The sequence below is a fragment of the Hymenobacter polaris genome, from assembly GCF_012927305.1.
In the GTDB taxonomy this organism is placed as follows: Bacteria; Bacteroidota; Bacteroidia; order Cytophagales; family Hymenobacteraceae; genus Hymenobacter; species Hymenobacter polaris.
Window position 1 is genome coordinate 65890 of sequence record NZ_JABBGH010000001.1, and the last position, 25835, is coordinate 91724.

At 40.1% G+C, this 25835-nt stretch carries 21 protein-coding genes; 2 read left to right on the forward strand and 19 right to left on the reverse strand.

Annotation, left to right across the window (positions count from 1 at the left end):
- Positions 1-65 precede the first annotated feature (65 nt).
- Positions 66-983 carry a hypothetical protein gene (locus HHL22_RS00275; protein ID WP_169528982.1) on the forward strand — a complete coding sequence of 306 codons (918 nt, stop codon included), beginning with the start codon at positions 66-68 and terminating at the stop codon, positions 981-983.
- A gap of 153 nt (positions 984-1136) precedes the next feature.
- Entirely contained in the window at positions 1137-3755 is a 2619-nt protein-coding gene (gene clpB, locus HHL22_RS00280; RefSeq protein ID WP_169528983.1) for an ATP-dependent chaperone ClpB, read from the forward strand.
- Between the two features lie 286 nt (positions 3756-4041).
- On the opposite strand, the gene HHL22_RS00285 is transcribed toward clpB, so the two are convergent.
- The 19 genes from HHL22_RS00285 to HHL22_RS00375 form a co-directional block, all read right to left on the reverse strand.
- Positions 4042-5283 carry a WcaI family glycosyltransferase gene (locus HHL22_RS00285; RefSeq protein ID WP_169528984.1) on the reverse strand — a complete coding sequence of 414 codons (1242 nt, stop codon included), beginning with the start codon at positions 5281-5283 and terminating at the stop codon, positions 4042-4044.
- A gap of 37 nt (positions 5284-5320) precedes the next feature.
- Positions 5321-6139: a glycosyltransferase family 2 protein gene (locus HHL22_RS00290; RefSeq protein ID WP_169528985.1), complete on the reverse strand. Its 819-nt coding sequence runs from the start codon at positions 6137-6139 to the stop codon at positions 5321-5323.
- Positions 6140-6176: 37 nt separating this feature from the next.
- Positions 6177-7088, reverse strand: coding sequence for an aldo/keto reductase (locus tag HHL22_RS00295; protein WP_169528986.1), 912 nt, complete (start codon positions 7086-7088; stop codon positions 6177-6179).
- A gap of 26 nt (positions 7089-7114) precedes the next feature.
- Positions 7115-8680, reverse strand: a complete 1566-nt coding sequence (locus HHL22_RS00300; protein WP_169528987.1) for a GMC oxidoreductase — start codon at positions 8678-8680, stop codon at positions 7115-7117.
- Between the two features lie 51 nt (positions 8681-8731).
- Positions 8732-9274 carry an LbetaH domain-containing protein gene (locus HHL22_RS00305; protein WP_169528988.1) on the reverse strand — a complete coding sequence of 181 codons (543 nt, stop codon included), beginning with the start codon at positions 9272-9274 and terminating at the stop codon, positions 8732-8734.
- 66 nt (positions 9275-9340) lie between these two features.
- Complete coding sequence (locus HHL22_RS00310) at positions 9341-10594, reverse strand: glycosyltransferase (RefSeq protein ID WP_169528989.1); 1254 nt, start codon at positions 10592-10594, stop codon at positions 9341-9343.
- Positions 10591-11763, reverse strand: coding sequence for a glycosyltransferase (locus HHL22_RS00315; RefSeq protein ID WP_169528990.1), 1173 nt, complete (start codon positions 11761-11763; stop codon positions 10591-10593). The genes HHL22_RS00310 and HHL22_RS00315 overlap by 4 nt, the downstream gene beginning before the upstream one ends.
- 323 nt (positions 11764-12086) lie before the next feature.
- On the reverse strand, positions 12087-13496 hold the full coding sequence (locus HHL22_RS00320; protein WP_195809206.1) for a hypothetical protein: 1410 nt from the start codon (positions 13494-13496) through the stop codon (positions 12087-12089).
- Positions 13497-13543: 47 nt separating this feature from the next.
- Positions 13544-14779: a glycosyltransferase family 4 protein gene (locus HHL22_RS00325; RefSeq protein WP_169528991.1), complete on the reverse strand. Its 1236-nt coding sequence runs from the start codon at positions 14777-14779 to the stop codon at positions 13544-13546.
- Positions 14780-14843: 64 nt separating this feature from the next.
- Positions 14844-15872 carry a glycosyltransferase family 4 protein gene (locus HHL22_RS00330; RefSeq protein WP_169528992.1) on the reverse strand — a complete coding sequence of 343 codons (1029 nt, stop codon included), beginning with the start codon at positions 15870-15872 and terminating at the stop codon, positions 14844-14846.
- A 99-nt stretch (positions 15873-15971) separates the two neighbouring features.
- Entirely contained in the window at positions 15972-17039 is a 1068-nt protein-coding gene (locus tag HHL22_RS00335; protein WP_169528993.1) for an acyltransferase family protein, read from the reverse strand.
- A gap of 88 nt (positions 17040-17127) precedes the next feature.
- The gene (locus HHL22_RS00340) at positions 17128-18114 is read right to left on the reverse strand and encodes a glycosyltransferase family 2 protein (RefSeq protein ID WP_169528994.1); all 987 of its coding nucleotides are present in this window, start codon (positions 18112-18114) and stop codon (positions 17128-17130) included.
- A gap of 306 nt (positions 18115-18420) precedes the next feature.
- Complete coding sequence (locus HHL22_RS00345; protein WP_169528995.1) at positions 18421-19563, reverse strand: glycosyltransferase family protein; 1143 nt, start codon at positions 19561-19563, stop codon at positions 18421-18423.
- Entirely contained in the window at positions 19560-20138 is a 579-nt protein-coding gene (locus HHL22_RS00350) for an acyltransferase (protein WP_169528996.1), read from the reverse strand. The genes HHL22_RS00345 and HHL22_RS00350 overlap by 4 nt, the downstream gene beginning before the upstream one ends.
- A 49-nt stretch (positions 20139-20187) precedes the next feature.
- Complete coding sequence (locus tag HHL22_RS00355) at positions 20188-21144, reverse strand: hypothetical protein (protein WP_169528997.1); 957 nt, start codon at positions 21142-21144, stop codon at positions 20188-20190.
- 51 nt (positions 21145-21195) lie between these two features.
- Entirely contained in the window at positions 21196-22107 is a 912-nt protein-coding gene (locus HHL22_RS00360; RefSeq protein WP_169528998.1) for an alpha-mannosyltransferase, read from the reverse strand.
- 211 nt (positions 22108-22318) lie between these two features.
- Entirely contained in the window at positions 22319-23245 is a 927-nt protein-coding gene (locus HHL22_RS00365) for a hypothetical protein (protein ID WP_169528999.1), read from the reverse strand.
- 325 nt (positions 23246-23570) lie between these two features.
- A complete protein-coding gene (locus HHL22_RS00370) occupies positions 23571-24458 on the reverse strand; it encodes a glycosyltransferase family 2 protein (protein WP_169529000.1) in 888 nt (295 codons plus the stop codon).
- A gap of 40 nt (positions 24459-24498) precedes the next feature.
- On the reverse strand, positions 24499-25809 hold the full coding sequence (locus HHL22_RS00375; RefSeq protein ID WP_169529001.1) for a lipopolysaccharide biosynthesis protein: 1311 nt from the start codon (positions 25807-25809) through the stop codon (positions 24499-24501).
- Between the last annotated feature and the right edge of the window lie 26 nt (positions 25810-25835).

Genomic DNA, 25835 nt, shown 5'->3' on the forward strand with positions numbered 1-25835 from the left:
CACGAGCTGCAAACTCACGCTAGTTTAGGAAATGAATAGCTTCCTATTAAAAGCACTAACAGAATATGGCTAAAGAACATGGTGCCCAGAGTAAACAAAGTATTACTGGCAATGAAACAAAAGAATGTTTCATTATAATGCCTATTTCAGACCCTGATGGATATGAAGTAGGACATTTTGCTAGGGTCTACAATGATATAATAGAGCCTGCTTGTGTTAAAGCAGGATACTATGCGACGAGGGCTGACCAAGTAAAAGAAACGAATCTTATTCACGTTGATATACTAAAAAGGCTGCTAGATGCTCCTATGGCTATCTGTGACCTAAGTTCTCGTAATCCCAATGTATTATTTGAATTAGGTATAAGACAGGCATTCGATAAGCCTGTAGTTTTGATACAAGAAAAAAATACCCCTCGTATTTTCGATATTTCGCCTCTGAGGGCAATTGATTACAAGCCAGAATTGAAATACAGGGAAGTTTTGACTGACCAGGATGTGATAGCAGAGGCAATTATTGCGACTGCTAACATCAAGCCTGAATCAGGTAGTATTAATTCATTAATACAACTTCTATCTCTTTCAGCAGCTAAATTATCTCACCTTAACCCTGCTGAAACTGAGAACGCTCAGATGCAATTGTTGCGTGAGGAAGTTTCTCAAATGAAAAACTTGATTAATAAGTTTGTTAGTCAAAAGGTTTTATCTGCATCTGAGTTATTGATTAGTTCAAATGAAATTTATACATCTCTCGTGAATGAGTATCTAAATATTGAACAAAGTTATTTATCTAAAAATGTGAGTGTTGTTGAAATCAGAAATTCGTTAGTGGATTTGCAAATGCGTTTAAGATTACATAATAAAAGAGAAAGTAGCACAGAAGTTAAAAATAGACTGAATAGACTTGATAAAGAGTTAGTTAATTTGCTTGCTCAGATTAAGAGTGTTAGTGGTAGCGCTATGATGGAGGAGCCTCCATTTTAGGAGTCCTGCACAAGTTGACTATTTGACGTATTTTTTGAAGTAGAATTAATTCTTGCAGCCAAAAAGTCCGCTTCCGCACTTCTGCACCTCGTTTGCTAGTACCCTCGTACAATCTTCCTAACCCGAAGCACCTACCGAGAACTTAGCAACCCAATGGACTTTAAAAACTTCACCATCAAGGCACAGGAGGCCGTGCAGAAGGCCACCGAGATTGCCGGAGCCAACCAGCAGCAGGCCATCGAAACGGGCCACCTGCTGAAGGCTTTATTACAGAACGACGAGAATACTCTGGCCTTCCTAGGAAAGAAACTGGGCGCCAACATGGCCAACCTCGGCCAGCGGCTCGATGCCATCGTGCAGGCCTACCCCAAGGTGAGCGGCGGCTCGCCCTACCTGGCTAACGACGCGGCCAACGCCGTGCAGCGCGCCAACACCCAGATGAAGGAGATGGGCGACGAGTTCGTGTCCGTCGAGCACCTGCTGCTGGGCATCCTGGGCGGCAAAGACAGCGTGGCTAGCCTGCTCAAAGACAACGGCTTCAGCGAGAAAGACCTGAAAGCCGCCATCCAGGAGTTGCGCGGGGGCCGCAAGGTCACCAGCCAAACCGCCGAGGAGCAGTACCAGAGCCTCAACCGCTACGCCATCAACCTGAACGAGCGCGTGCGCAGCGGCAAGATGGACCCCGTTATCGGGCGCGACGAAGAAATCCGCCGCGTGCTCCAGATTTTGTCGCGCCGCACCAAGAATAACCCCGTGCTGCTCGGCGAGCCCGGCGTGGGCAAAACCGCCATCGCCGAGGGCCTGGCCCAGCGCATCGTGGCCGGCGACGTGCCCGAGAACCTGCAAGACAAAACCTTGATGAGCCTCGACCTAGGCCTGCTCGTGGCCGGCGCCAAGTACAAGGGTGAGTTTGAGGAGCGCCTCAAGGCCGTTATCAAGGAAGTGACCGACGCCGAGGGCCAGATTATTCTGTTCATCGACGAGATTCACACCCTGATTGGGGCCGGCGGCGGGGGTGAAGGTGCCATGGACGCCGCCAACCTGCTCAAGCCGGCCCTGGCCCGCGGCGAGCTGCACGCCATCGGCGCCACCACGCTCAAGGAATACCAGAAATACATCGAGAAAGACAAGGCCCTGGAGCGCCGCTTCCAAGCCGTGATGGTGGATGAGCCGAGCGTGCCCGACGCCATTAGCATCCTGCGCGGCATCAAGGAGAAATACGAGCTGCACCACGGCGTGCGCATCACCGACGACGCCGTGATTGCGGCCGTGGAGCTGAGCAGCCGCTACATCACCGACCGCTTCCTGCCCGACAAGGCCATCGACCTCATGGACGAGGCCGCCGCTAAGCTGCGCATCGAGCTGAACTCCATGCCCGTGGAGCTCGACGAAATCCAGCGCCGCATCATGCAACTAGAGATTGAGCGCGAGGCCATCCGGCGCGAAGACAACCACGACCGCGAGGCCGTGCTGAGCAAGGAGCTGGCCGACCTAGGCAGCCAGCGCGACGAGCTGAAAGCCAAGTGGGAAGGCGAGAAATTGGTGCTGACCAATATCCAGACTGAGAAGGAGAACATCGAGCGCTTCAAGACCGAAGCCGAGCAGGCCGAGCGCCAGGGCGACTACGGCCGCGTGGCTGAGTTGCGCTACGGCAAAATCCAAGAAGCTGAGCAGCGCCTAAAAACCTTGCAGGACGAAGCCAACGCCACCAAGGCCGACGGCGGCATGCTGCAAGAAGTGGTGACTAGCGAGGACATTGCCGAGGTAGTGGCCAAGTGGACGGGCATCCCGCTGAGCAAGATGCTGCAATCGGACCGTGACAAGCTCTTGGGCCTCGAAGCCGAGCTGGGCCGCCGCGTAGCCGGCCAGAGCGAAGCCATCGCCGCCATCTCGGATGCCGTGCGCCGCTCGCGCGCCGGCTTGCAAGACCCTAAGCGGCCCATCGGTTCGTTTATCTTCCTCGGTACCACCGGGGTAGGCAAGACCGAGCTAGCCAAGGCCCTGGCCGAGTATTTGTTCAACGACGAGAACGCGATGGTGCGCATCGACATGAGCGAGTTTCAGGAGCGCCACGCCGTATCGCGCCTTATCGGGGCGCCTCCCGGCTACGTAGGCTACGACGAGGGCGGCCAGCTCACGGAGGCCGTGCGCCGCAAGCCCTACTCGGTGGTGCTGCTCGACGAGATTGAGAAAGCGCACCCCGACGTGTTCAACATCCTGCTGCAAGTGCTCGACGATGGCCGCCTCACCGACAACAAAGGCCGGGTGGCGAACTTCAAGAACACCATCATCATCATGACCTCGAACACGGGGGCCGACATCATCCAAAAGAACTTCAAGCACTTGGATGAGCACAATCCGATGGAAGTCGAGGAAATCGTGGACCGCACCCGCGACGAAGTAGTAGAGCGCCTGCGCCAGCACATGCGCCCCGAGTTCCTGAACCGCATCGACGAAATCGTGATGTTCCAGCCCCTCAAGCGCAAGGAAATCCGCAAGATTGTCGATATCCAGTTCAAGCAAATCCAGCAGCGCCTGGCCGAAGCCGGCATCAGCCTCGAAGCCACCGACGAGGTGCTCGATTACCTCGGCGAGCAGGGCTTCGACCCGCAGTTCGGCGCCCGCCCGCTCAAGCGCGTGTTGCAGCGCGTCATTCTGAACGAACTGAGCAAGGAGATTCTCTCCGGCAAAGTGAGCAAGGATGCCGTTGTTGAGGCGGTGCTGGAGGACGGCGCCGTGCACTTCGAGAACGTGGAACTGCCGACGGTGTAGGCCCTAGGGTTATTATAAAGTAGAAAGCCCCGCTAGCAGTGCGCTGGTGGGGCTTTTCGTTTATAGACACTTGAATGAAACGATAAGTCCCGTTGAAAAACGGAAGGTTTTAATATGTGTTTGAAGTATGGTTGCGATGCATTGGAAAACTACCTGCGACTACACAGCGGCCGATGTGCAAACCACGAACAACTTTGAAGGGTAATATCAGTAAGTCAGCACAGCTAGTTGGACCAGCTTTTTTAACCTTTGAGCCGATACATTGACTATCGGTAAATAATCTAATTTATAAGTTAATATCTCTCTTGAATTTCTGCATAACACTATCTATAGAAAGAAAATCTTCAGCATAAGTACGAGCATTATTCATTAAGATTTGCTTATCATTTGCAATAGCTTGTATTATAGCATTATTCAATGCTTCTTGATTCTCTGGTTCTACTACTAAACCCATATTGAACTGAGTTATCAAAGAATATAAATCAGATTGCTTATCAGCTGTTATCAGAGCTAATCCGCCTACTGCCAAAATCGTAGTAAGTTTAGAAGGCATTACTAAATCACTGGCAGTTGCTTTTTGAATTACTAAATGTACGTCCGCTATATTTAAAAATTCGTTAAATTTGTCAAAAGGCTGCAAAGGAAAAAAAACAACGTTTGATAAATTTAAACTATTTGCTATGATATGTAATTTTTGTTTATAAGGACCAGAACCACATATAATGAATTTTAAATTTTTTTGATTTTTATATATTTGCGCAGATTTTAATATGGCATCTAGGCCTTGTTTTTCACCGATTGCGCCAGAATATAATATAATTTTATCAAAAGAATTAAAACCAAATTTTTCTTTCAAAACAGCACGATTTTTTATTGGATAAAATATTTTTGTATCTACCCAATTAGGAAAAATAATAATTTTTTTATTTGCTTTACTTTGTATTTTTTGAGTCATAGTTAAAGATATACTGCTTATATTATCGGCTTTATCAAATATATATTTTTCTATTTTGAATAAAAAATTTATCAACTGTTTTGATTTTATTAGTTGTAATTCTCTGGCAGCTTCTATTTGCATATCTTGAATATGATATAGAAATTCCGATTTGCGAAACTTTTTGTATAAAATTCCTAGTAAGCCAAATTGAAAAGAAGGCGCAACTACACATACAAAATCAAATTTTGAGTGTGATATTAACTGTATTACCTTACAAATGGCAGTGGCTAAAAAGGAAAAATCAGATAATATTCTTTTAAGCCCAGAAGGTTTAGCTGGTACATACATGGGACAGCGATAAATCGTTAATCTACCCCCTGATTGAAATTGCTCACGCTCTGTTTTATACCAGAAACGTTGTTTAGTATAAGGATGCTGTATTTTCCAATGCGGATAATACGGATAACTTGTGATGACACTGCAGTCGTACCCATTATTAGCTAGCCAATACATCATTTCTCCGCTGTACTTACCAATTCCAGTGAGTTCAGGATGAAAATTATAACCTATCAATAAAACTCTCTTTTTCATTAGTAACAATGTTCTTGATTAGAATTAATCTAAATAATTAAATATCTTTTTCCTTTATTCTACAATATACTTGAGTAAAATATGCCATTTTTAAAATAGCAAAAGCTAAACCTCGGCTACCATCTCGAAAACCACCTAAAATGAAATAGCTACCAAAGAAATATATTGGTCCAATAAGAACACTGCGCATTGTAAGATATTTTAATTTTTGCTTCCAATTCCATTGATTTGGAATGGTCGAGCTAATTTTGTTCAAGAAACGCTCAGTCTCCCACCTAGCATATTCATTATGTTTGAGAACGTAATGCGATATGCCTCTGAAATCCTGGTGATCAATTTTACTGCGAATATTTCCTAAGCTACCAATTAGAATAGGATGTTCATGTACTTCCATGTCTAATTGACTCCATTGCTGTTCGTCAATCTGCTCATATTCACCAGCTCCCACTTGGAAGAGAGCCAATTTACGCAAAGGATAACCTCCTTTTAGCTGCTTACCCAGGAAATATACAGTATAATTTAACCAATATCCGATATTATTGCTATTTGTTAAAGCTCTACACAACTCGATTTTAAACTCTGGAGTTAGATACTCGTCTGCATCTAAAAAAAATATCCACTTGGTGTTAAGTGGATAGTTTTTTAAAAACCAATTTCGTTTCTTTGGAAATTTTCCATTCCAGTTAAAGTTTACTACGTCAGCTCCCCAACTGCTAGCAATTTCTATTGTTTTATCAGTACTGCCTGAATCAATAATGACCACTTGACGAGCTAAATCAGTGCCAATAGCTTGGAGGCAACCTAATAAATTTTTTTCTTCGTTGCGTACTGGAATAGCAATAGTCAGGTCAAGCATAAAATATTGTGTGCAAATTACATGAGTAGAATAGCTTTCAAAATTGAGTAAAATACTGTCTCAATATATATATAACTCTTGAAAGTTCGTCATTAGTTAAAATAGATGTCTGGCAGATCAATTTATTACGGTCTATGTGTTCAGGTTTAGACATGGATAATAATATTACGCCACGGGGTAAAGAATGAAACGCGACAAATAGTAATAATTCTTTGATATTCTTAAGTGCCTTCAATTGAGGAAAAATGTTTATAATATGTGCAAGTATATTACTTGATTGAGCAGAATTTGTGTTCTTTGCATAGTTTAGTATAGAATAAATAATTTGGATCCGATTATCCTTTTGGTTTGTCAGTAAAGAATATTTATTGTCTAATCCGAAGGAAAGCTGTACAACATCTAAGCTTCTCTTCTCAATGGCTATTTGTGCATCTTGTCTACCGTAGAAAGTTCCTCCCCAACTCCGAATCTTGCCTTTTTCTTTGGCCTTTTCAAGTACGTATTTAATATCATCGCGAAGCACATCATCTAAATTACTTTCGTGGAGTAAGAATACATCGATATAATTTGTTTTTAATTCCTTTAAGCTTTTATTTAAAGATTTTTCGGCCAATTGAGGTGAAAATACGTGTTTTGTAAGAGATTTAGCAGATGCTTTTTTTAATGATTGTTGAATGGTTGGTAACATCCGAATCGACCTTATCCCTGCTAATAAAGTACTTTTGAAAGGAAAAGAAGGAGGTGGTAAGATTCCAAACTTAGAGGCAATAAATATTTTTCCTCGTTTATCAGCAGCAAATTTTCCAATTATTGATTCCGCTGTACCATATCCGTAAGACCGAGCAACATCAAAGTAGATAATACCTTGTTCATATGCATAATTTAAAGCTAAATTAGCTACTGTTTTACTATTGCTTCCCCCAAAAGTTGAGCATCCAATACCAACCATTTTAGAATTAGTTAATATATCTAAATCTAGCATGTTAAAATTGCTTTGATATGTTCAGATAAGCGAAAAGTTAACGCAATTATAGTAGAAGTTGGATTTGAATGCCCACTAGTGGGAAACACTGAGCTTCCAGCTATATATAGATTTTCTAATCCAAATATTTTGCAATTAGCATCCACAACTCCGTCCTTTTGTGAATTACTCATTCTAGTTGTGCCAATGTGGTGATAAGCATCCTTAATTCTAGTAGACCAATCTGCTGAATCCAACCATTCTTCTAATTGCAAATCTCCAACATTCAGGTAAGGGAAATATTCTGCAAACAGTTTAGCACAACTATCTAATGTATGTTTTACTTGCTCATTAATTTTCCACTCGATTATAGCAATTGGTGTTCCCAATGCATCATACTCTTTGCTTAGTTTTACGCGGTTTGTCCACTCTGGTGGGTTTTCAATCATTAAATTTAATTTAACAGAAGGGTTTGGAGTAAATACTTTTTTATGAAAAAGCATTGATATTGCAGGTCTAATTAATTGATTTACTTGCCTTCCTATCTGCATAAACGTCACTATATCATTTATGGTAATAGTGCCTCTTACCTGTTTTCTGTAAATTTCTAATACCTTAGAAAAAACATCATTTTCTTGAGGAAAAAACAGAATGGACGCGCTAGCATTTAAAACTTGATGAGTTGTCTGAAATCTCTCCGAAAGAATAAAGCGAGGTAAATACCTGGTCTTATTAATGAAAAAATAATTGAAATATTTTTGAGTATTAGAAGTTGAATTTTTAATGTTTCCAATGTATGAATTAGGATGATCTTGAAGGTAGCGACCTACTATATCATAATTGTTACCTATGCCTTTGCTATTTTGATGATTCGAAGCTAATAATAGTCGCGCATTTTCGATTCCTCCGCATGCAAGAATGTATATAGTTGCTTCTAATGTTCCTTTCTTATGAAGAAAATTAGTAATCGATATAGACTCGACCTTTTTGTTATTTTCCGATAAATTTATAGCAATTAAATTCGCGTTTTGAATTAATTTGACATTGGTTGATGTACTTATTTTTTTTCTGTATTCCTCACGCAAATTAGGTTTAGGACTCCATTTTGAAAACTTGAACTTTAAATCATTTGTTTTTTTAAATTCTTTTGTTTGGAGTAAATCAAATATATTGGATTCGTAGCTGTTAAGTTCTAATCCTAGGAAAGTATCAACTGCTGGATAGTATTTTGCAACTTCTTCGTATGGTATTGGCCAACCGCTTGATGGGACCCAATCCCGTTTTGCAAAATCAATGGGATCTAAGGGTAATGATTGCCCTCCCCACTTCGTAGTTGAACCTCCAAATACACGAAACCGGCCTTCTTTCGCCCCTGGTAAGGGATGAAACACATTCGATGTATTGTATATTTCTTGATTTTGCGTAGTGATTTCCTCTCCGCCGGCTTCTAAAACTATGATTTGATGAGAAGTCTCATAAAACTTGGTCAAAAAAGCTAAGGCAGCTGCGCCACTTCCAACAATGCAAATGTCGCATTTATGGATTTGTGAAACTGATGCATCATTGTAATCTATAATCATGTTTAGAAAGAACAAGTAATTACGCAGAGTCTATAAAGTAAATAATTATACTTATACTAAATGTCTTCTTTTTACTTGTTGGCACGGATGACCTGAACACACCATCCACGCTGGCATATCTTTATTGACAACTGATCTAGCACCAATAACACAACCTTCATTTATAGTGATTCCAGGATGGATGAATGCTTCAGCAGCTACCCACACATTTTCTTTAATATAAATAGGTTTAGTAAATAACGGGAATCCGCTTTTAGTATAATCATGAGTGCCAGTAACTAAATGAGCACCTTGCGAAATTATACTTCTGCGGCCGATAGTAATTTTACCTTGCGAATATAAAATGACCCCATTTGCAATAGCGCATTCGTCGTCAAGTTGCAGGTTCCAAGGAGCCCATATTTTAGCTTTCGGATAAACTTTAACACCTTTACCTACTTTAGCTCCAAAACAGCGCAAAACAAATGCCCTCCAGCTATGCATCGGAATGGGTGATAGTTGAAAAAAGAAAATAGATGTAATGTTCCAGGCTATTCTAGCAAGTCGATTTTTTAAGTTGAAAGCAGGTGCTCCGAATGTGTCTTGGTTATACATTAAAGCTTTTTATAAAAAATTAAACTATAAAATTGTATCGGATTGTATATACACTTTTTTTTAAGATTAAATTTTTTGTAGGGCTAAAGAGATTTTTTTTGTAGTTGGTTCTATTGCAAAATAATCGTGGTAGGTTGTGCGGGCTTGTCTCGCTTTCGACTGTTTTTCTAAAGTTGTTAGACTACACCATTTTTCTAATAATAGTCGTACACCCATTAGTGTATCGTCAGCTACTATTCCACTACCTGTGGCTTCAATCTCTCTCCAAATATTCACTTGATTAGATATGAGTGCGGGTTTACTGCATGCTAGTGCTTCCACTATAGCAATTCCAAAGTTTTCCTGATGACTTGGAAGTATAAATGCTTCACAACCATAAAAAGCTCCCCATTTAGCATCACCAGAAAGCATACCAGGGAAGAATATATCAGCGCCAACCGACTCTTGTAACTCAGCAGCAAGTTTGCGTATTCGTTGTCCATATGTAGTTTCTATGCCTGGACCAGCAATGACAAGTGCTGGAACTTTGAGCAGAGGTGCTGGCAATTCTTCTCTGAACTGCTGTCGGGTAGGAGTAGCCATTAAAGCGATTGAATGAATTAATTGAGCATAGGCCTGTAGCAATAAATCAACCCCTTTTTTCTCGTGGATGCGGCTAAGAAAAAGTAAATAAGGTCGGTCTTTTAATTCGATACATTTCGCTAAGAAGGCTTCTTGCATAGCGGCAGTGTAGGCGGAAGGCTCTTCTACCCCTAGCCCTACTACCAACTCACGTTGTGGGTGATAAGGTACAAATGGTTCGCGAGCTAGCAACCGCTCGGTCTCACAGGTGAAAAGTATTCCATCGGCATTATTAATAATCGTTGCTTCAATGAAGTGCCAATAAATTCGATTGCGTAAGGCTTTAACCTTACGGCTTGCAGTTCGCTGAAAATAGGGGTCCAGCATACCATGAGGCATTGCAAAAAACTTGGGACGCGGAGCTTTATTTAAGGTAGCATTCGGAAGGCGTTGGAGTACTCGGTACAGTGCGTAACCATGATAAAGCCATAAGCCGTGTAAAATGACTGCATCGAAGCGAGCGAGGTTTTTAAGCAACCAGGGAATGAGTTTTGAACTGTACTGCCAAGGTCCCCAGCTAGGGCCTAGGGCGTGAGTTACAAAGGGAGCAGTTTGATTCCAAGATGCATCTGGGGAGTCTAGGCTGACTACTTCATTATAAACACCTGTAATAGTTAAGCCTTTAATAATTGTGCGAACGGCTTGACTTACACCACCGAGCGCAGGGTTCATCCCGGAAGTAACATGCAGGAGTTTCATGCCGCTTCAAACGATTGGATAATTTCCTGATAAATCTCTTCAATTCGATTTAGTGCCTTAGTAGTTTCAAACCGGCAGGCATTAACTAAGCCGGCAGCCACTACGGTTTGCCGCGCGGGGGAAGCCAATTCTATTACTTGTTGTATAACTTGAGCACCCGCCGTCGCCCAATCAGCAGCCTCATCGGTAGCTGGGCGGCGAGAAATGTAGAAAGCGGCAGTGGCTCCCACTTCTGTCATAGGAGCTTCTTGGGTAGTGATGACTGGGCAGCCAGCGGCCATCGCCTCCGCAATGGGCCAGCCAAAACCTTCAGCCAGGGAAGGAAATACTAAAACGGTAGCACCACTGTAGGCCCAGCGCACCAGTTGGTCCTCAACTCCCGTCAACAGGTGAATATCTGACGCGTAGGGAGACTGACCATGAGTTTGCTGAAGCGCCGCATCAGGCGCAGTGCCAATTAGAAGCAATGGCAATGATATCTGGCCTAGGGAACGCCAGGCATTGTATAGCTCTATTACCCCACGCCGGTTTTTATACCACTGATTGCCGCCTACATGCAGCAAGTAGCCGAGTTCCAGGTCCAACCCTGTATGTTCACCTAGCCGAGCCCGTGCTTGGGTTGGGTCCAAAACTTCAACTATTTGATTGAAGCCATTATACACGACTTCTGAGCGGTGCGGGCGGACTGACAAAAACTGGTGAAGGTCGTGTTGCGTCCTTTTGGAAACAGAGATGAAATTTTGCCCACGAATATAGCCTCGACGAATGTATGCCTGGTACTGCTTACCAGTCCATCCGGTCACCGACTCTGGAATCTTATTTAGCGCGGCGAATTGAGCTAGAAAATCGTGGCAGTGGATTACGTGCGGCCGCTGCCCAATTAAGGGTACCCAAGGCCCTAGGGCATGGTCGGTGAAAACGAAGAGCGTGTTAGGTGCCCAAGCTTTCAAGCGCCGCCGAATAGTTGCCGGAAATATGGCATATTGGTCTATGTAACCAAACCATTTTTTTAAAAAGGCTGGCGCCGGCAGCCGAACTAAATGTGCTGCCGGCGACCATAACTCTACCTGATGCCCCCGCGCTTGCATTCCTTCCACCAGCATTTGCGCAAAGCGAGGCATACTTTGATGTCTCAGAAAGGTAGGATGCGCGAAGAAAACAATATGCATAAACGGCCGGTGGAGAGGACGAAAGCACCAAATATGGCAATACTATCTTCTACAGATGAGCTAAGCAATATAGCCTTTTCAAAAGGAGAAAGCTCATTTCAAAGTTAGCTTAACTATAAGGAATGACAATGATTGTCTATTTGCCATCCTGAGGACTATACTTTCCACTGCTTGCTTTAAGGTCTGGCTACTGGTCTGGTAAGTCATTTCCCGCTACTATAGAAGAGCAGAAATTATTGGCAAAATTCTCACCCCCCCTAGGGTCTACAGAATAAAAAACTGCATTATCAAGAAGGCTGGGCAAGGTCTAGGTCCTATTGCGGTCAATTATTATGCAGTTGCGAGGCGTGTGTGCTAATGTGATTAACCTTGTTTGACAGAATTCCTGGCCTGCGTAGTGATGCCAGTATTAAACCTCCAATTAAAGTGAAAAAGCCAAGGGAAGTAGGCTGTCCCCAGCCACCTTGCGATAGTGTAATTAAACCATAGCTTAGCAGCATCCACGGGAGTAAGTCTGCTTGCGCAAGCTTACGATAGCAAGCCATAAAAATTTTGGCAGTGAGAGCCACTCGAATAAAGACTACGCTCAGCCCCATTATCGGGCCTAGCTCACCAATAATACGACCCCATTCGCCCTCGGCGATTAAGAAAGTACGAGACCCTGTTAGCAGCATTGCGCCAACATTGGTGCCCATGCCTAATCCAAAACCAAAAAAAGGTACGCTGGCCGAGCCAAGTAGTGACCCTAGAAAGCCGCCTAAGTATCGGTCCAAAAAGACACCTTCTACCAAGCCACCTTCACTCTCGTTGGCATTTTCAAACCGGTCAGTAAAAGCCGCCATTGCAGTGCCAAATGTTTCTGTGCCACTTAGTAAGGTCAGCACTAGAAACCCACCTATTACTCCAAGAACCATTCGACCTAAATATTCAGGCTTGCGGGCGCTGGCTACGAGCACAAAAAGAAATGATATTGCTACCTGAAAAAATAGCCCCCGGCTGATAGATAAGGGAATAGAGAATAATAAGGCTACCGTAGCTGCAATGAGCAAAAACTTGTTAATCAGCTTTTTATTAAGCCAAAAGTAAAAGACGAACGGTGCGACAAAACTAAAGAAGGAAGATGTTCCATTGGTAAAGGAGAAAGTGCCGGGTGGGCGGAAATAGCCCATTGCCCCACTAAAGCCTGCTCCTGAAGTATCTCCACCTACTCCTTGATTTACCCAAGCCGATTGCGGACTATAAAATTGAAACGCGATGAGCACAACCATCGGTAAAGAAATCCAAAGTGTAGCTTGTCCCATTGCGATGACGTCTTCCCGAGTGAAGAGGCATCCCATAACGAAAATCAAGGGAAAATGCAGTAGCATGGGACGAGCGCCAAATAAGGCTACCAATAGGTTGCCATGTCCCAGTAAGGTGGCCGTAAATATCCCGATTACGGCAATTAGCGTCATACCTATTAGGTAAGGGGTAGAGGGCAGTAGTCGTCGGTTCCAGGCTACAACAATTAACCATAGAGCAATAGGGTCCCGAACGATGAGCAAAGGAGTGGCTAAGGCCGGAACGAACCATTTGCGCAAGGCTCCTTCAAAAATTACCAAGAAAAAATAAGCCCAAATGCCTCGCTTAAGCCAGCGGGTGGTAGAATCAATAGCTAAAGAGGTTGGTTTAGGAATGGTATTGCTCACCCGCCCGGAGCTATTATTCGTTATACTTAATAGGTTTGAGCTCATAGGTTATAAAAAAGATAACGGAAGATAAACCAAGGGGTAGCGATAAGCTACTGAGCGAGGGCGTGGGCTAGTTCTTGGCCATAAATTGACCAAGGACGGCAACGCGCCGTTTCCCGGGCAGCTTGTCCAGCTTCAGTTATAGCCGCTGGTCGGTATAGTAACTCTTCAATTGCTGCTTGGAGCGCTGGCGTCGAGCCAGCCTCAATTAGCCAGCCATTTTGGCCGTGAGTAATTAGGTCGGGACCAGCAGTGCGCTCGGTGGTAATGACTGGTGTACCCTGTGACATGGCTTCGGTAATTACTAAACCAAATCCTTCAAAAAGAGAGGGAAATACCAGTACATCGTGCTCGCGCATCAAGCTTAGAATGGAAGCGTGGGGCAGGCTTGGAATCCACTGATGGCGAGTCAGCGCGGCATCAAGAGCCAGACAGTTGTTTGTAGTCTTGCCTCCCACAACTGTTAGCTCAACGTGTGAACCAAGCGCTTTCACTGCCGCAAATAAATCAGCGATACCTTTGCGCTGCGAGAGGCCTCCCACAAACAACAGCTTTAGAGGCCGACCGCGGCCAACGCTTATATACTGCCGGGTTTCGGCTACGCTCGGAAACCCGTAGGGAATTACTTCAATGGGTGCCAAAAGCCCAGGGAAGTCTCGGAGAGTATTTGCCGTGAATTGGCTAGCTACTAAAATACGATTAGCTAAGCGTAGTTCTTCGTCCTTGCGAGCGAGCTTAGCTATTGAGTCCTTGAAACCCCCCAGTGTAGATACCCATTCAGGCCAGCGCTCGCGCTCCGGTTCTAATAGTCGCTTGGCCGCCCGCCAATAGCCGATGGGTAAGTCGTAGAAGCATTGCAATCCCAGTTGTTTGGCTCTACGAAAAGAGGTGGCAGCTCCATCCTCATAGGCGTATACTGCCGTGGTGCCTCGTTTTGCCGCTTGGCCTAGGCTGGCTGCTACGTGGCGGTCAAGACTACGATAAACCGAATCGACGCTAAAAAATCCGGATTCATGTTTTGTTAAGCTAGGTAAGCCAGCTTTGGTGGCTGTTAGGCGGCCAATTTCTCGCCAAGGCCACGTCTTAGTCTTTGAGCGCAAAGCTTCATCAAAGCGCCGGCGGTTTAGTTCGGCTAAAGGTGACCAAGCGCTGAGCCCATGTAGGATGCTACCAGGAAATGTAGCAATGGAAGTGTAAAATCCGGCTAGCATATCTGCTTGTGATAGCCCCGACACAGCGGCCCTAACATTTGCATTACCAGTAGGATGGTGGATTAAAATATTCACTTAGTGTATAACAAACTAACTATAGTTAAACAGGCGAGGTAATGGCCAAAATGAAGCAGCAGATTCACCGGTTTTCCCCAGTAGCTTCTAATATGTTCACAAATTTTTTAATAATTGTCTTAGAGCTGAATGAAGCCAGATGATTAGGCGCAGCAGCTAGACAACGCACTTGCTGTTCCGTGTTCTGCAACAATTCGGTTGTTACTTCAACCAAGGAAGCCAACTGACCACGCTCAAAAGTAACTCCTGCCATCCCAACGGCATCGGGCAAACCACCACCATTAGAGGCAATTGGAATTAAGCCGCAGGCAATACCTTCTAAAGCAACAATGCCAAACGGCTCTTCCCAAGTAGAAGGAATAAACTGAAAAGCATGTCGATTCAGTTCTGCTACTAAGTCTTCGCCCTTTAGTATTCCTAAAAAGCGGACGCGGCTTGGGTCAGGTAAACTTGCTGCCAAGTGCTCTAATTGCTCACGATCTGGACCAGCTCCGATAATGGTTAAAGTAGCTTCTTCTAATCCAGCAAGAGGCTTACTGAATACGACTTCATTAAAAGCTTTAATGGCTAATTCAACACCCTTGTCGGAAACCAGGCGGCCTAGAAAGACGAAGTCGTTGTTCCGGACCACTGGCCGCCGCCTGAATAACTGCTCATCATAAGAATTGCCAATAATGGTGGCTGCAGGCCAACATCTTTGCTGCAATGCTTTACTAACAGTAATAACTTTTTTAGCCTGTGCTAGCCAACAAAATTTTAATTTGTCCACTAAGGCAATAGTACCGTCAATTCGTCCAATCCAAGTATGCAGTGTGATAATAGATGGCTTGTTCCAAAGAAGCTTAGGCCAGCCCAAGCGTAGGCAGGGGTTGTTTTCATAGATTATGTCTGCCCAAGCATGTTGCTTTAACATTTCTGTTATCGATGGCTGACGAATAATAGAGTAGGGAAGTGCCAGGTTTTCACCAGCTGTCATTGTCATTAAGCGTACATCATATCCTGCATTAGCAAACGCACCGGCTAAAAACTCAGAACTAGCTTCAATACCACCAATGGCAGGTGAAAAAACGTGAGATAAAAAAAGTATCCTCATTTGGGCATTTACCTATACTGGGGATGCGTGATAAATACTTATTATAGTGTTTTTATTTTAAAAATTATACCAATAAATTATGTATCATGTAATATATACTTAATGTTTGTGGCTAATGCTATGCTTTCTAAGTTTGATTGGTAAAGTCTTATTGATTAATTGAGCAAAAAAGATTGCCCAACCAGAGCGTTGCTTTTCCATTATTGTCCCTAAAATTGCTGTCGTAAGAGCCACAGCAATCAGTGCCTGGGCCAACTGCCACTTCTCATAAAGATGCAAACCAAAAATTCCTTGCCACAATATTAGCAGTGGGTAATGCAAGACATAAAGTGGAAAAGTTAGGTCAGCTACTTGACGAACTTTTTTTATCCAAAGGGATTGTGGATACTTTATAGTAGCAGTAGGTAAAAGCCATAATGCCAGTGCAATGAATAGGCCTATTATCCAATCAGTTAGGAACTGTCCAGCAAAAAATAGTGGAGCTTGCCCAATAGCAAAAGGAAAAGGGGATATATAGAGTACTAGTAAATATGCGATTAGTAAACTTAGTGACACAAATAACCAAGAAATTGCAGATGAAAGCTGTGGACGAGCTAGCTTATAAGCTATAACGCCTGCTAACCATAAAGGCATCATGAGCAATATTTTAGGCCCGGCAATTAGACAGGCAACTAAAAGCAATGATAGTCTTTTTAAGCTAGCTGGGCGATAAAACCAAAGCCCAAAAATAGTATAATACCAAAATTCGAATCCTAATGACCATAAAGGTACATTTATAGGTGGAGTGGCTGAAATAAACCAGATTTCGTTCAGAAAACTACCTGCTAATAAGTAGCGCGGTAAAGCCAGTCCGCGGCTATGAGCAGCTGCTATAGCGGGAGCCAACTGTGTCAATATAAATTCTGTAATAGCAGTGATGAGCAAAGCCGGCCATACTACAGAAGTAAGTCTACTTAAGCGGGCTAGAGCATAATGCTTTGGCCCGCGGTTGTTACTCGTAGTTGTGTGAGCAATAACATAACCTGATAAAACGAAAAAGATGACCACTGCCGCATGCGCCATATTACCAGGTGCCTCAGGTGGCAAGACAAGATTAGGGAACCACATCTCACGGGCATGAATATAGAATACCGTCAGTGATGACCCTAAGCGTAAGGTATCGAGCACAACGCTAGTTTCTCCCGAAATAAGACGAATCTGCTTTGTCCTCATTAATTAAGTTGTGAATTAACGGTGAAGCATATCTATAAAATTACTAAGTAGATTCATACTTGCGAAAACAAGATTTTAATAACTCCAGAAATTGTTTTGATAATTTGAGCCGGCGTTCAGGATCTTTTACCGTCAACTTGACGCTTATCAACTCGATTAAGTGGCGTAGCATTAAAGGAAATGGCCAAACTATGTAAATTCCTATGGGCCGGTGACGCTGGAAGTATCGCAAACGACCCCTATTATTTTGAATAGCTCTTGATTTTGACCAAGTTGATAGGGCATCTTGATTGTCATGGATGACATCATTTGAACGAACAACTCCCATTCGCCACCCTAAGTTGCGTAAACGGCGAGCCCAATCTATATCGCAATCCGAAAAAGGAAAGCGCTCGCTATCAAGGCCGCCAGATTCTTTCCAAGCCACTAATTTGACTACTAAAGGACTAGTATACACTACGTCAACCTCACTAAATTCTACTCCGTTAATGCCTTTCATCCATTGGTAGGGAATAGCTTCTAATTGAAAGCGATGAACCAAGTTTTTGCCTATAGCAAAATTGAATAGCGTTGGAAATGGTTGCCCTATTCCTGCTGGCTTTCCATTGATTTGACGAACAGTAAATCCACAGGCACCTAAATTTTTTTGAAGTTCAAGCTGGAATAAAGCATTTGTAAGTGGATTCTTACTAAGAATTTGATTGTCAGTTTCGTAAAAAAGTAGATACTTAAGATTTGGAAACTGGATTTCAGCATGTATTACTCCTTTATTGAGCCCGGCAGCAAAAGACGTGTCTTCTGTCGCTTTAGGAAGAATAAGTTTAATTGGAAAACTTAGCTCTTGGGCATTATTTTGTAGCCATTCGATACTGCCATCAGATGAGCCAGCTTCATAAATTACTACTGCACACCTATCCTTAAATTCCGAATGAATAACCCAGCGTTCTAATGCTTGTAAACATTCTTGTAAAAGTGCAAAGCGGTTGTATGAGTTAATGATGATAGCAATATCTACGCTTATGTTATTCATATTACAGGTTAAGCCTTTATCACAGTTTGAATGTTTTGTATAAGTAGATTTGATTTATGCTGCATCCTAATCGCATTAATTATTGGTATTAATAAAATATCAATATCTTTGTTTTTTTAATTAAATGAAATGTAATTGCGATTAGGTGTTATGGATTAATAGTGATACTTTGCATTGCATTTAACTAAGTTGATATTAGATCATGCAAATAAATGCTTCATCATAAAACAGATAATCTATATTAGTATTATTTTGATACATACAATGAATCGTGTTCATTATTATTGCTTTTTAATAAGGGTTTGATTATTTGTTTGATATATCTATTAAGAAAGTGCGAGCAATCTTAGAAAGTGTAATTATATTTTTTGCTTTTTGAGCAGCTATTTTCGTATTCTGATAAGATGCAATATCTGGCTCTGTTAAGATAGCTGAACGCAAGTTTGCAGAAAAAAAACCAATATCAGTAGATATTGCTTCTGGATGTATATAAGGAGCTGCTACAGGAATGCCGTGGGCGAGGAAAGCAGCAACACTACCGCTTTTACCCAAACCATTACGAGGCACAGTGGTAATGCCTAATTGACATCCTTGTAAAGCATCAGATAACTTAATAGGCTCTATAAAACCTGTGTAGCGCACTTGTCCGCGTAAGTTAAGGATAATTTCGAGCTCGGATTTTATAACGCTCATTTTGGCAGGTTCGCCGCCAATAAGTAAAATTTCTATTTGATAACTATGTGGGTATTGAATAAGCTGTGTAATAAAGGCTATAAGAAAGGTGATAAAAGGACTGTTAAAGCTAATTTGACTAAAAATCCCAATGCGAAAAATTCTCTGACTAGTTTCTGTTTCTAATAGTGGATTTTGTGAAACTGGAATATTTGAAAACAGTGGTAAAGGTAATGCATGCCATCCTAATCGTTGTAAGCTAGCTTGATAAACTGGAAGATGTGTATGAATAACTGATGGATGGATATAGCTAATAAGCCGGTTTATTAATTTTTTTTGCAAACACGATATTAGCTGCCGTTTTAATGTTGTTCCAGGCTCATTTCCTATCCAACATTCATGCATCATCAAATGTATTTGCCGGTTGTGAGCTAATCGTATTATTTTTTCACCTAGTGTAACTGGTAAGCCCTTTTGATGAAAGGAGTATGGTACAAATTGTATGCTAATCCAACTAGGTTGAAATTCTTCCAACCATTGATGTGCTTGCCGGAAGCGACGGAAAGCGGGCCATTTAGCTGGAAGTCTTAGTACTGGCAATGCTTCTTTTATGAGTAGCAGGGGTAACACAACTACTTCGGTGATATACTGGTCTTTTAGTGCAATTGCAACTGTTTGCTGACCTTGACGCCGTAGTTCTAAAGCCAGTTGGCGTACATAATCTCCTACACCATCTCGACCAGGTTCAAGTGAACCACAGAGGAAAGCAATTTTCATGTGCCTCGTTGACCAATTTTTCGAGCTGGTACTCCTGCCCAAATTTCGTTTGCTGGAATAGATTTTGTTACTACAGAACCTGCAGCTATGACTGCGCCATCACCAATTATAACTCCTTTTAGCACCACTACATTACAGCCTAACCATACATCATTACCGAGGTAAATAGGCTTTTCGGAACCTTCTTGCTCTCTAATAAGCAAAGCTGCTTGTATGCCATGGTCATGATCAATAAACCGGCAGCCGGAAGCAATAAGAGTATTGTTGCCAATAATAATTTTTTGTCTAATATTGAATTCGCAATTAGTGCCAATAAATACTTGATTTTTTATTACTATTGCATAGCCTTGTTGCCAAATTCCATCAAATTTGAAATAAATATTATGTTCAAGTATACAATTGTTTCCAATAGAAATTTGATTTGGCCATGTAGTGTGCAATGAAGGAATTGTTGTGCCTGAACCAATATTCATTCCTAATAAAGAATACCAATAACTTCTAAATAGACTTAAAAACCATGCCCGATAACGAAACCGTAATACAAAATATCCTTGCTGTATCAGGTAAGTTATCATTGTACTATGAATAATGGAGGTAAAACTCTTTAAAATATTTATTTTCCTATTAATTTCGACTATAAAATCGCCCTAATAGGGCAGCTATCCGGATAGCTATCTGACGTCGCCGAACTAAACCAGTTGGTTGCGATAAAATAGGGCCATTCGCCGAGTTCCAGTAATCTCGATCTGCCCGTCTTGGAGGAGTGCCAGTCAGCATACTAACCAAAGGTTTGCGAACCCATGGCTTACCTGTCCCGATTGCGTGAGACATCAATGATGAACTAGCACTGAAAGACATACCTGCTTTATCTACAAAACTTACTATTCCGTCCCATGCTTCTACTGCAGCGTTCATCGCATCCTGGTCAGGAATACTGAATGGATCGAAGGGCAATGAATCAGGTAAAATTGAAAGAAAAGAATTGTCTAATCCGCCAATGACAGAAGCCATTGCTTCTTGTATAGCACGCCAAGTTATTAAAAAACCTATATTTTTTTTTCTTAATCCGATGAACCCCCCGTTTGCATATATTGATTCCTTAAAGTTTAACTTGAAACCTCTCGCACCAAAAAATAGTCGCCATTCTTCGCGTACTGGGTGATGTTGTGCTTTAGGAGAGTGTATGTCTTCACATAGACATACTCCATATGCTGTCCAGTTTTCAAAGACAATCCAAGGAGCTGTCACCACAATGTCGGGATCAAAATAAAAGATTGCGGTTGCTTCGCTCGCCAAGTTTTCCCATAATTTTAGTATAAAGTCAGGTTTATAATTTGTGAAATGATAATGTGTATCAAGAGGTAAAAAATGGACTTGAACCTCATGAGATACCTGTAATATGCTACTATCATTCCAATAAAGCGTCGGATTCTGTACAGCATTAGCTGACCAATCTGGTAGTTTACCTCGGTAACCAACATATATTGTCCCTTTGTAACCTTGTTTGCAGAGTGAATTAATCAAAGCAGCTACGCCATAGTGATAATTCCCTTCAAAAAGTGTGCAAATAGCTGAATTCATAATTATGAAAAAGTTTATATTTGAATCGATTCTTTTTTGATTAAAAATCAATCATATTTTTTTAACTTTTAAAAACCGTTTTATCCTCGAAATCTGGAAACTAAAACTTTCAAATTTCGATAAGAAACGTAAGCATATAAAAGCTAACTTTATTAATCGGTTACGTTCACTGTCTGCTGAAAAAAGTAAGTCTTGGATAGGTAAATTTCCTTTTGGAGACCCTCCTGAATAATGGATATGACTTATTCTAGAATCGTTTAACTGTATAGACTGCACTAAGTGAAGTGAATTCTTGTAATCTCCAGCCCAAGAACTTAACCAGTTGTGAGGAGGTTTGCATAAGTTTAATATATTCCAACTGCCTAATAATGTCGCTACATGCAATAATGACTGATCATGTTTTTTAGGGATATCGGGATTGTTTTTAAACCATTCTATAGCATTCTTTATATCAATTATCATTTTTTCGTTTCGCTTAACTACTAAATGTCCTGCAGTCACAGCTGATAATAAAGAAAGCTCTCCGAATATCTCCTTGACTGATTCGGGTCTGTTATAGTTATATAGTCCATTCGTAGTGTATTCTTCATCTGCATGTACTAATTCGTATTTATTTAAATAACTGAATAAAATTTCCCAATTGCAAAGTGCAACAATATCATTATCTGAATATATAAATTCATCCCAATCTGAGAACCAAGCTAAGTAGCGATAAAGGAAGCCCATTGGACATTCAACTAACACACTTCTTAAATTAGTTATAAAGTCTTTTGCTTCATCAGAAAAATCTGAATAGTTTAACAACTCAACTTGGTTTAATATGTATGAGGAGCTTATTTGTTTCCCGCCGAAGTGAATTAATCTGATAGGTAAATTGCAACCACTTTCTCTTATTGAGTATATAAGATTCTTGCACAATTGCTCACTCTTTTTATTCGCAACAATATATATACCTCTTTTCATTATCTCACTTTAAAAAAGCTAAGTTAGCGATTATAAAAATATATTTTATATCATTAATGAATATATATTTAAAACTAATATTTATAAAATTTAACACTTTGACAGAACAAACTATAATATGTTAGTACAAAACGAAAATTATTTAATATATTATCAACTTAGTGTCGGGATACTTGCCAATTTATTTTAAAGTCATATATTTTATTAATATTTAATGGGTAAATGAAAGATGCCATTTCCAGTTCTGCTGCCACATTTTATGTCTCACTGGGCCAGTATAATGTCGGATGGCAATCGTTTCCTTCGGATGTAAGTAGCTAAAATCAAACTGATCACCTGAATTTAAAATAAATATTCTTGGATCTAATGGCATAAAATTATTTTCTGATATTATAATATGGAAGACTGTTTGGTCGCTAAAATATTCATATTTATCATCTAATATTTTTAAAAAATCAAGTCCATTCGATACTTTTACAAGTTCTTTGTTCAAAAGAAAAAAACCTCCATTTACTTGATAATGTTGTGGAGTGGTGTTTGCTACATAACGGCTATCTAAATTATTGTAGTCGGCATCAGGCAAAAACCATCCATCTTTGCTGTCATTTAATAAGTTAATTATGCATTGAGATTTCTGATAGAAAACAATATCAGAATCTATGAATAGAGTTGGATATTTTATTGAGTAATTTAAATATAAGAAAAGGCGTTTTCCTAATGGGAGTTTTTTAGCATAACTAATTAACAGATTTTTATATGGAATTAATGAATCCTTTATATTGTCCCTTATATAATTTTCAATAATATCAGTTTTTATAAGTTTTAGAAAAGTAAAAGCTGATTCAATTCGATTAATCTGTTCTTGTGTATGCGTTCCATCTGAATACAATGTCCAAGAAATAGGAATCCCGATATTTTTGATAAAAGATAAAATTGATAAAACTTGTTCATTAAAATCATAGGTAGAAGAAAAACTGACAATTTCAATTTCAATTACCTTATCATTGTGAATATCTGCATATAGTTGCTTTAGTCTATTTGAATCATTGATATACCGTGCAAAACTATTCTTATTGAATTCAGCAATTTTTGATGCTATTTTTTTCGTTATTATGCTTTGTCCTTTAAACTTTTTCATGTGATGAATATTTTCTGTAGTAATTAGTTTCAATATTTTTGTTATTTGTCATAATAGCTTAGTTATAAGCAAATTTTTTATACGAAAAGGTCTTATTTCAATTACTTTATTTAAGCCGATCATTAACTACAAATTATAATTTGTAGTTAATGATCGGCTTAAATAAAGTAATTGAAATAACTTACTTATATTTATGTACTACAAAATTAATTATAATAAAAATATGATGCTCACATTCAGTGTTGTTAATAAATATCTTTGCTAAAGATAATTTTACAAAAACTATAAGTAGAATTTATTGCAAAACCAGTTTACTTTAATGTAACTAAGTTATTTGTAATAAAATCCAAAATTGAAAATGCTGTAGGGTTTTTTTATAACTTAATGATTTGAAGAAATACTCTTTAGCTAGATTTTTATTGTTTTTTCGTGCGAGTCTAGCTGCTGATAACCAACTATCAGCAGCTAGCTGTAGTCTGATTTTTTTGGGAATTTCTTCCCAGTCTATGTGCATACTATAAACTTGGGCAATTCCTGTTGTTATCTTAAGTACGTGATTTGATAATCCTTCAGAATGTTTTCTATAATCGCAAGTGTTTTGGCCAGTAAATGTGAATTTACAATTAGCTCTAGCACATCTAAACCACATTTCTATATCTTCTTGACCATCTTTCAAAGCTGTATTAAATCCATTAATTGATTTATATAATCTAGAAGAAATCATTGCTGCTGATGGCTGTATACCATAGCTAGATTTAAAAAGTGAAATTGGAAACTGATTAATTAACTCTTGAGATATATTTTGTTCTGTGAGTTTCTTGCCTGTTTCGCTATCAAAAGATATTGCTCCACTATGGATGAATTCACTATCGGGATGTGATTGGGATGCAGCTATCAAAGAAGATAAATGATTTTGGTGCCATAAGTCATCACTATCCAAAAAGGCTAGCCACTTTCCTGTTGAAGCCTTAGCTGCAATATTTCTAGCTGCTGGAGCACCTTGATTTTTATCTTGTCTTAAGTATGTTACCTTTTGAACAACTTGAGTACTAAATTCTTCAACTATTTCCCGCGTACCATCCATTGTGCCATCTTCAACTACTATAATATTCCAATTTTTATATATTTGTTTCTTAACTGATTGCAATGTTTCACCAATAAATTTTGCTGCATTGTAAGCAGGAATGCATATGGTAATTAAGTCTTCATCCATAGCTAAGGTAATTGTTGAAATTTAAAAAGTAATAGATCTTTTAAGAATTAATTAACGACAATGAATTGAATTTAGAAATTTGAAAAAAACCAAACATAGTGTTTAACAAATAAGTTAGTAGTGATAAGATAATATTAAAATAAAGTATGCTAATTAGTGAAGCGTTATGAAATACTGTGATAAAAATTATTGATGAAAAAAAATTAAGTCCCATGAGGTAATATGGTTTCATAAACCATCCACGGCTAATTATTAGTTGTGAACTTATTCCAGTCATAAATCCTAAACATCCGTTTATACTCATTAATATCAATTCAGTATTTAGGCTCTTGTATTTATTGCCTAAAATCCAAAGCATTTGATTTGATAAGAGCCAGATACAAAATAGTATGATTAAGCTTAGAATTGTTGTGCTTAGCTGTATTAAAGAAAAACGTTTCAATAAGACCTTGGTTGTTATTTCCATTCTAGAAAATCTCGGCACTACTAATGTCGAAAAAAGTGTAGAAAATATGGAAAAAATCACTGACAATCTTCCTAGAGCACCATATTGTGCAATATTAGAAGTTGTGCCAAATAATGAAATAAGCCAAATTGAGATTTGGCCAGACAAGCAGTGATAAATTACGATTGGTAATGTGCGCTTGACCGCTTTCATAACCTCTCTTTCTATTGCGTAATCTATACTATTATTACTATCAATAAATTTGCTTGATATCTTTTTTAATTTGTAATTACCATAAATTCTGGGGATGCCATTAGCAATTAATGCTATAAATGTAAATGGAAAAATTAAAATTAGTACTGTGTTGAGAATCAATCTTAAAATACTTACTTCTATTTGATTCTTCTGCAATGAATTAATATCCTGATGTAGTTTTGGAGCTATTTCTAATAAATTATCAGATAGAGCAGCAAAGAAAGCAGGAATAATGGAGAGTGTAATCAAAATCATCCCTATCCATGTTGCATTATTTTTTATCAATAAGCTGCCTAATATCGGTAGTGTTATTATTAGAGTGTAAATAGCGAATTTATTTCTTAAGCGTAAGCCAGTTGCTAACACAATTCCCGATTTCTCTTTGTTTAACCAAACCTTACCTGCCTCAGCCATTACACCGCTGCTTATGCCATTGTCAGCCAACATAATCATTGTGCCAAGCATAGTATTAGCTAGAGTATAAAGAGCATATTCCTGAGTTGAAAGTAATCTGATAATTAGAATTCCACAAATAAGACTTGCTAATTGAATTACAACTTGTGATCCACCAGTAATAACAATAAGCTTACTCCACTGCAATCCTTTAGCGTAAGTATGTTGATTAAAAACACTGCTAGCCAAATTTTTCATAAAATGTGTAACAATTAGTAGCAACT

Coding starts and splice junctions, on each gene's coding strand:
- HHL22_RS00275 (WP_169528982.1), top strand. CDS start 66: ATGGCTAAAGAACATGGTGCCCAGAGTAAACAAAGTATTACTGGCAAT.
- clpB (WP_169528983.1), top strand. CDS start 1,137: ATGGACTTTAAAAACTTCACCATCAAGGCACAGGAGGCCGTGCAGAAG.
- HHL22_RS00285 (WP_169528984.1), bottom strand. CDS start 5,283: ATGAAAAAGAGAGTTTTATTGATAGGTTATAATTTTCATCCTGAACTC.
- HHL22_RS00290 (WP_169528985.1), bottom strand. CDS start 6,139: ATGCTTGACCTGACTATTGCTATTCCAGTACGCAACGAAGAAAAAAAT.
- HHL22_RS00295 (WP_169528986.1), bottom strand. CDS start 7,088: ATGGTTGGTATTGGATGCTCAACTTTTGGGGGAAGCAATAGTAAAACA.
- HHL22_RS00300 (WP_169528987.1), bottom strand. CDS start 8,680: ATGATTATAGATTACAATGATGCATCAGTTTCACAAATCCATAAATGC.
- HHL22_RS00305 (WP_169528988.1), bottom strand. CDS start 9,274: ATGTATAACCAAGACACATTCGGAGCACCTGCTTTCAACTTAAAAAAT.
- HHL22_RS00310 (WP_169528989.1), bottom strand. CDS start 10,594: ATGAAACTCCTGCATGTTACTTCCGGGATGAACCCTGCGCTCGGTGGT.
- HHL22_RS00315 (WP_169528990.1), bottom strand. CDS start 11,763: ATGCATATTGTTTTCTTCGCGCATCCTACCTTTCTGAGACATCAAAGT.
- HHL22_RS00320 (WP_195809206.1), bottom strand. CDS start 13,496: ATGAGCTCAAACCTATTAAGTATAACGAATAATAGCTCCGGGCGGGTG.
- HHL22_RS00330 (WP_169528992.1), bottom strand. CDS start 15,872: ATGAGGATACTTTTTTTATCTCACGTTTTTTCACCTGCCATTGGTGGT.
- HHL22_RS00340 (WP_169528994.1), bottom strand. CDS start 18,114: ATGAATAACATAAGCGTAGATATTGCTATCATCATTAACTCATACAAC.
- HHL22_RS00345 (WP_169528995.1), bottom strand. CDS start 19,563: ATGAAAATTGCTTTCCTCTGTGGTTCACTTGAACCTGGTCGAGATGGT.
- HHL22_RS00350 (WP_169528996.1), bottom strand. CDS start 20,138: ATGATAACTTACCTGATACAGCAAGGATATTTTGTATTACGGTTTCGT.
- HHL22_RS00355 (WP_169528997.1), bottom strand. CDS start 21,144: ATGAATTCAGCTATTTGCACACTTTTTGAAGGGAATTATCACTATGGC.
- HHL22_RS00360 (WP_169528998.1), bottom strand. CDS start 22,107: ATGAAAAGAGGTATATATATTGTTGCGAATAAAAAGAGTGAGCAATTG.
- HHL22_RS00365 (WP_169528999.1), bottom strand. CDS start 23,245: ATGAAAAAGTTTAAAGGACAAAGCATAATAACGAAAAAAATAGCATCA.
- HHL22_RS00370 (WP_169529000.1), bottom strand. CDS start 24,458: ATGGATGAAGACTTAATTACCATATGCATTCCTGCTTACAATGCAGCA.
- HHL22_RS00375 (WP_169529001.1), bottom strand. CDS start 25,809: ATGAAAAATTTGGCTAGCAGTGTTTTTAATCAACATACTTACGCTAAA.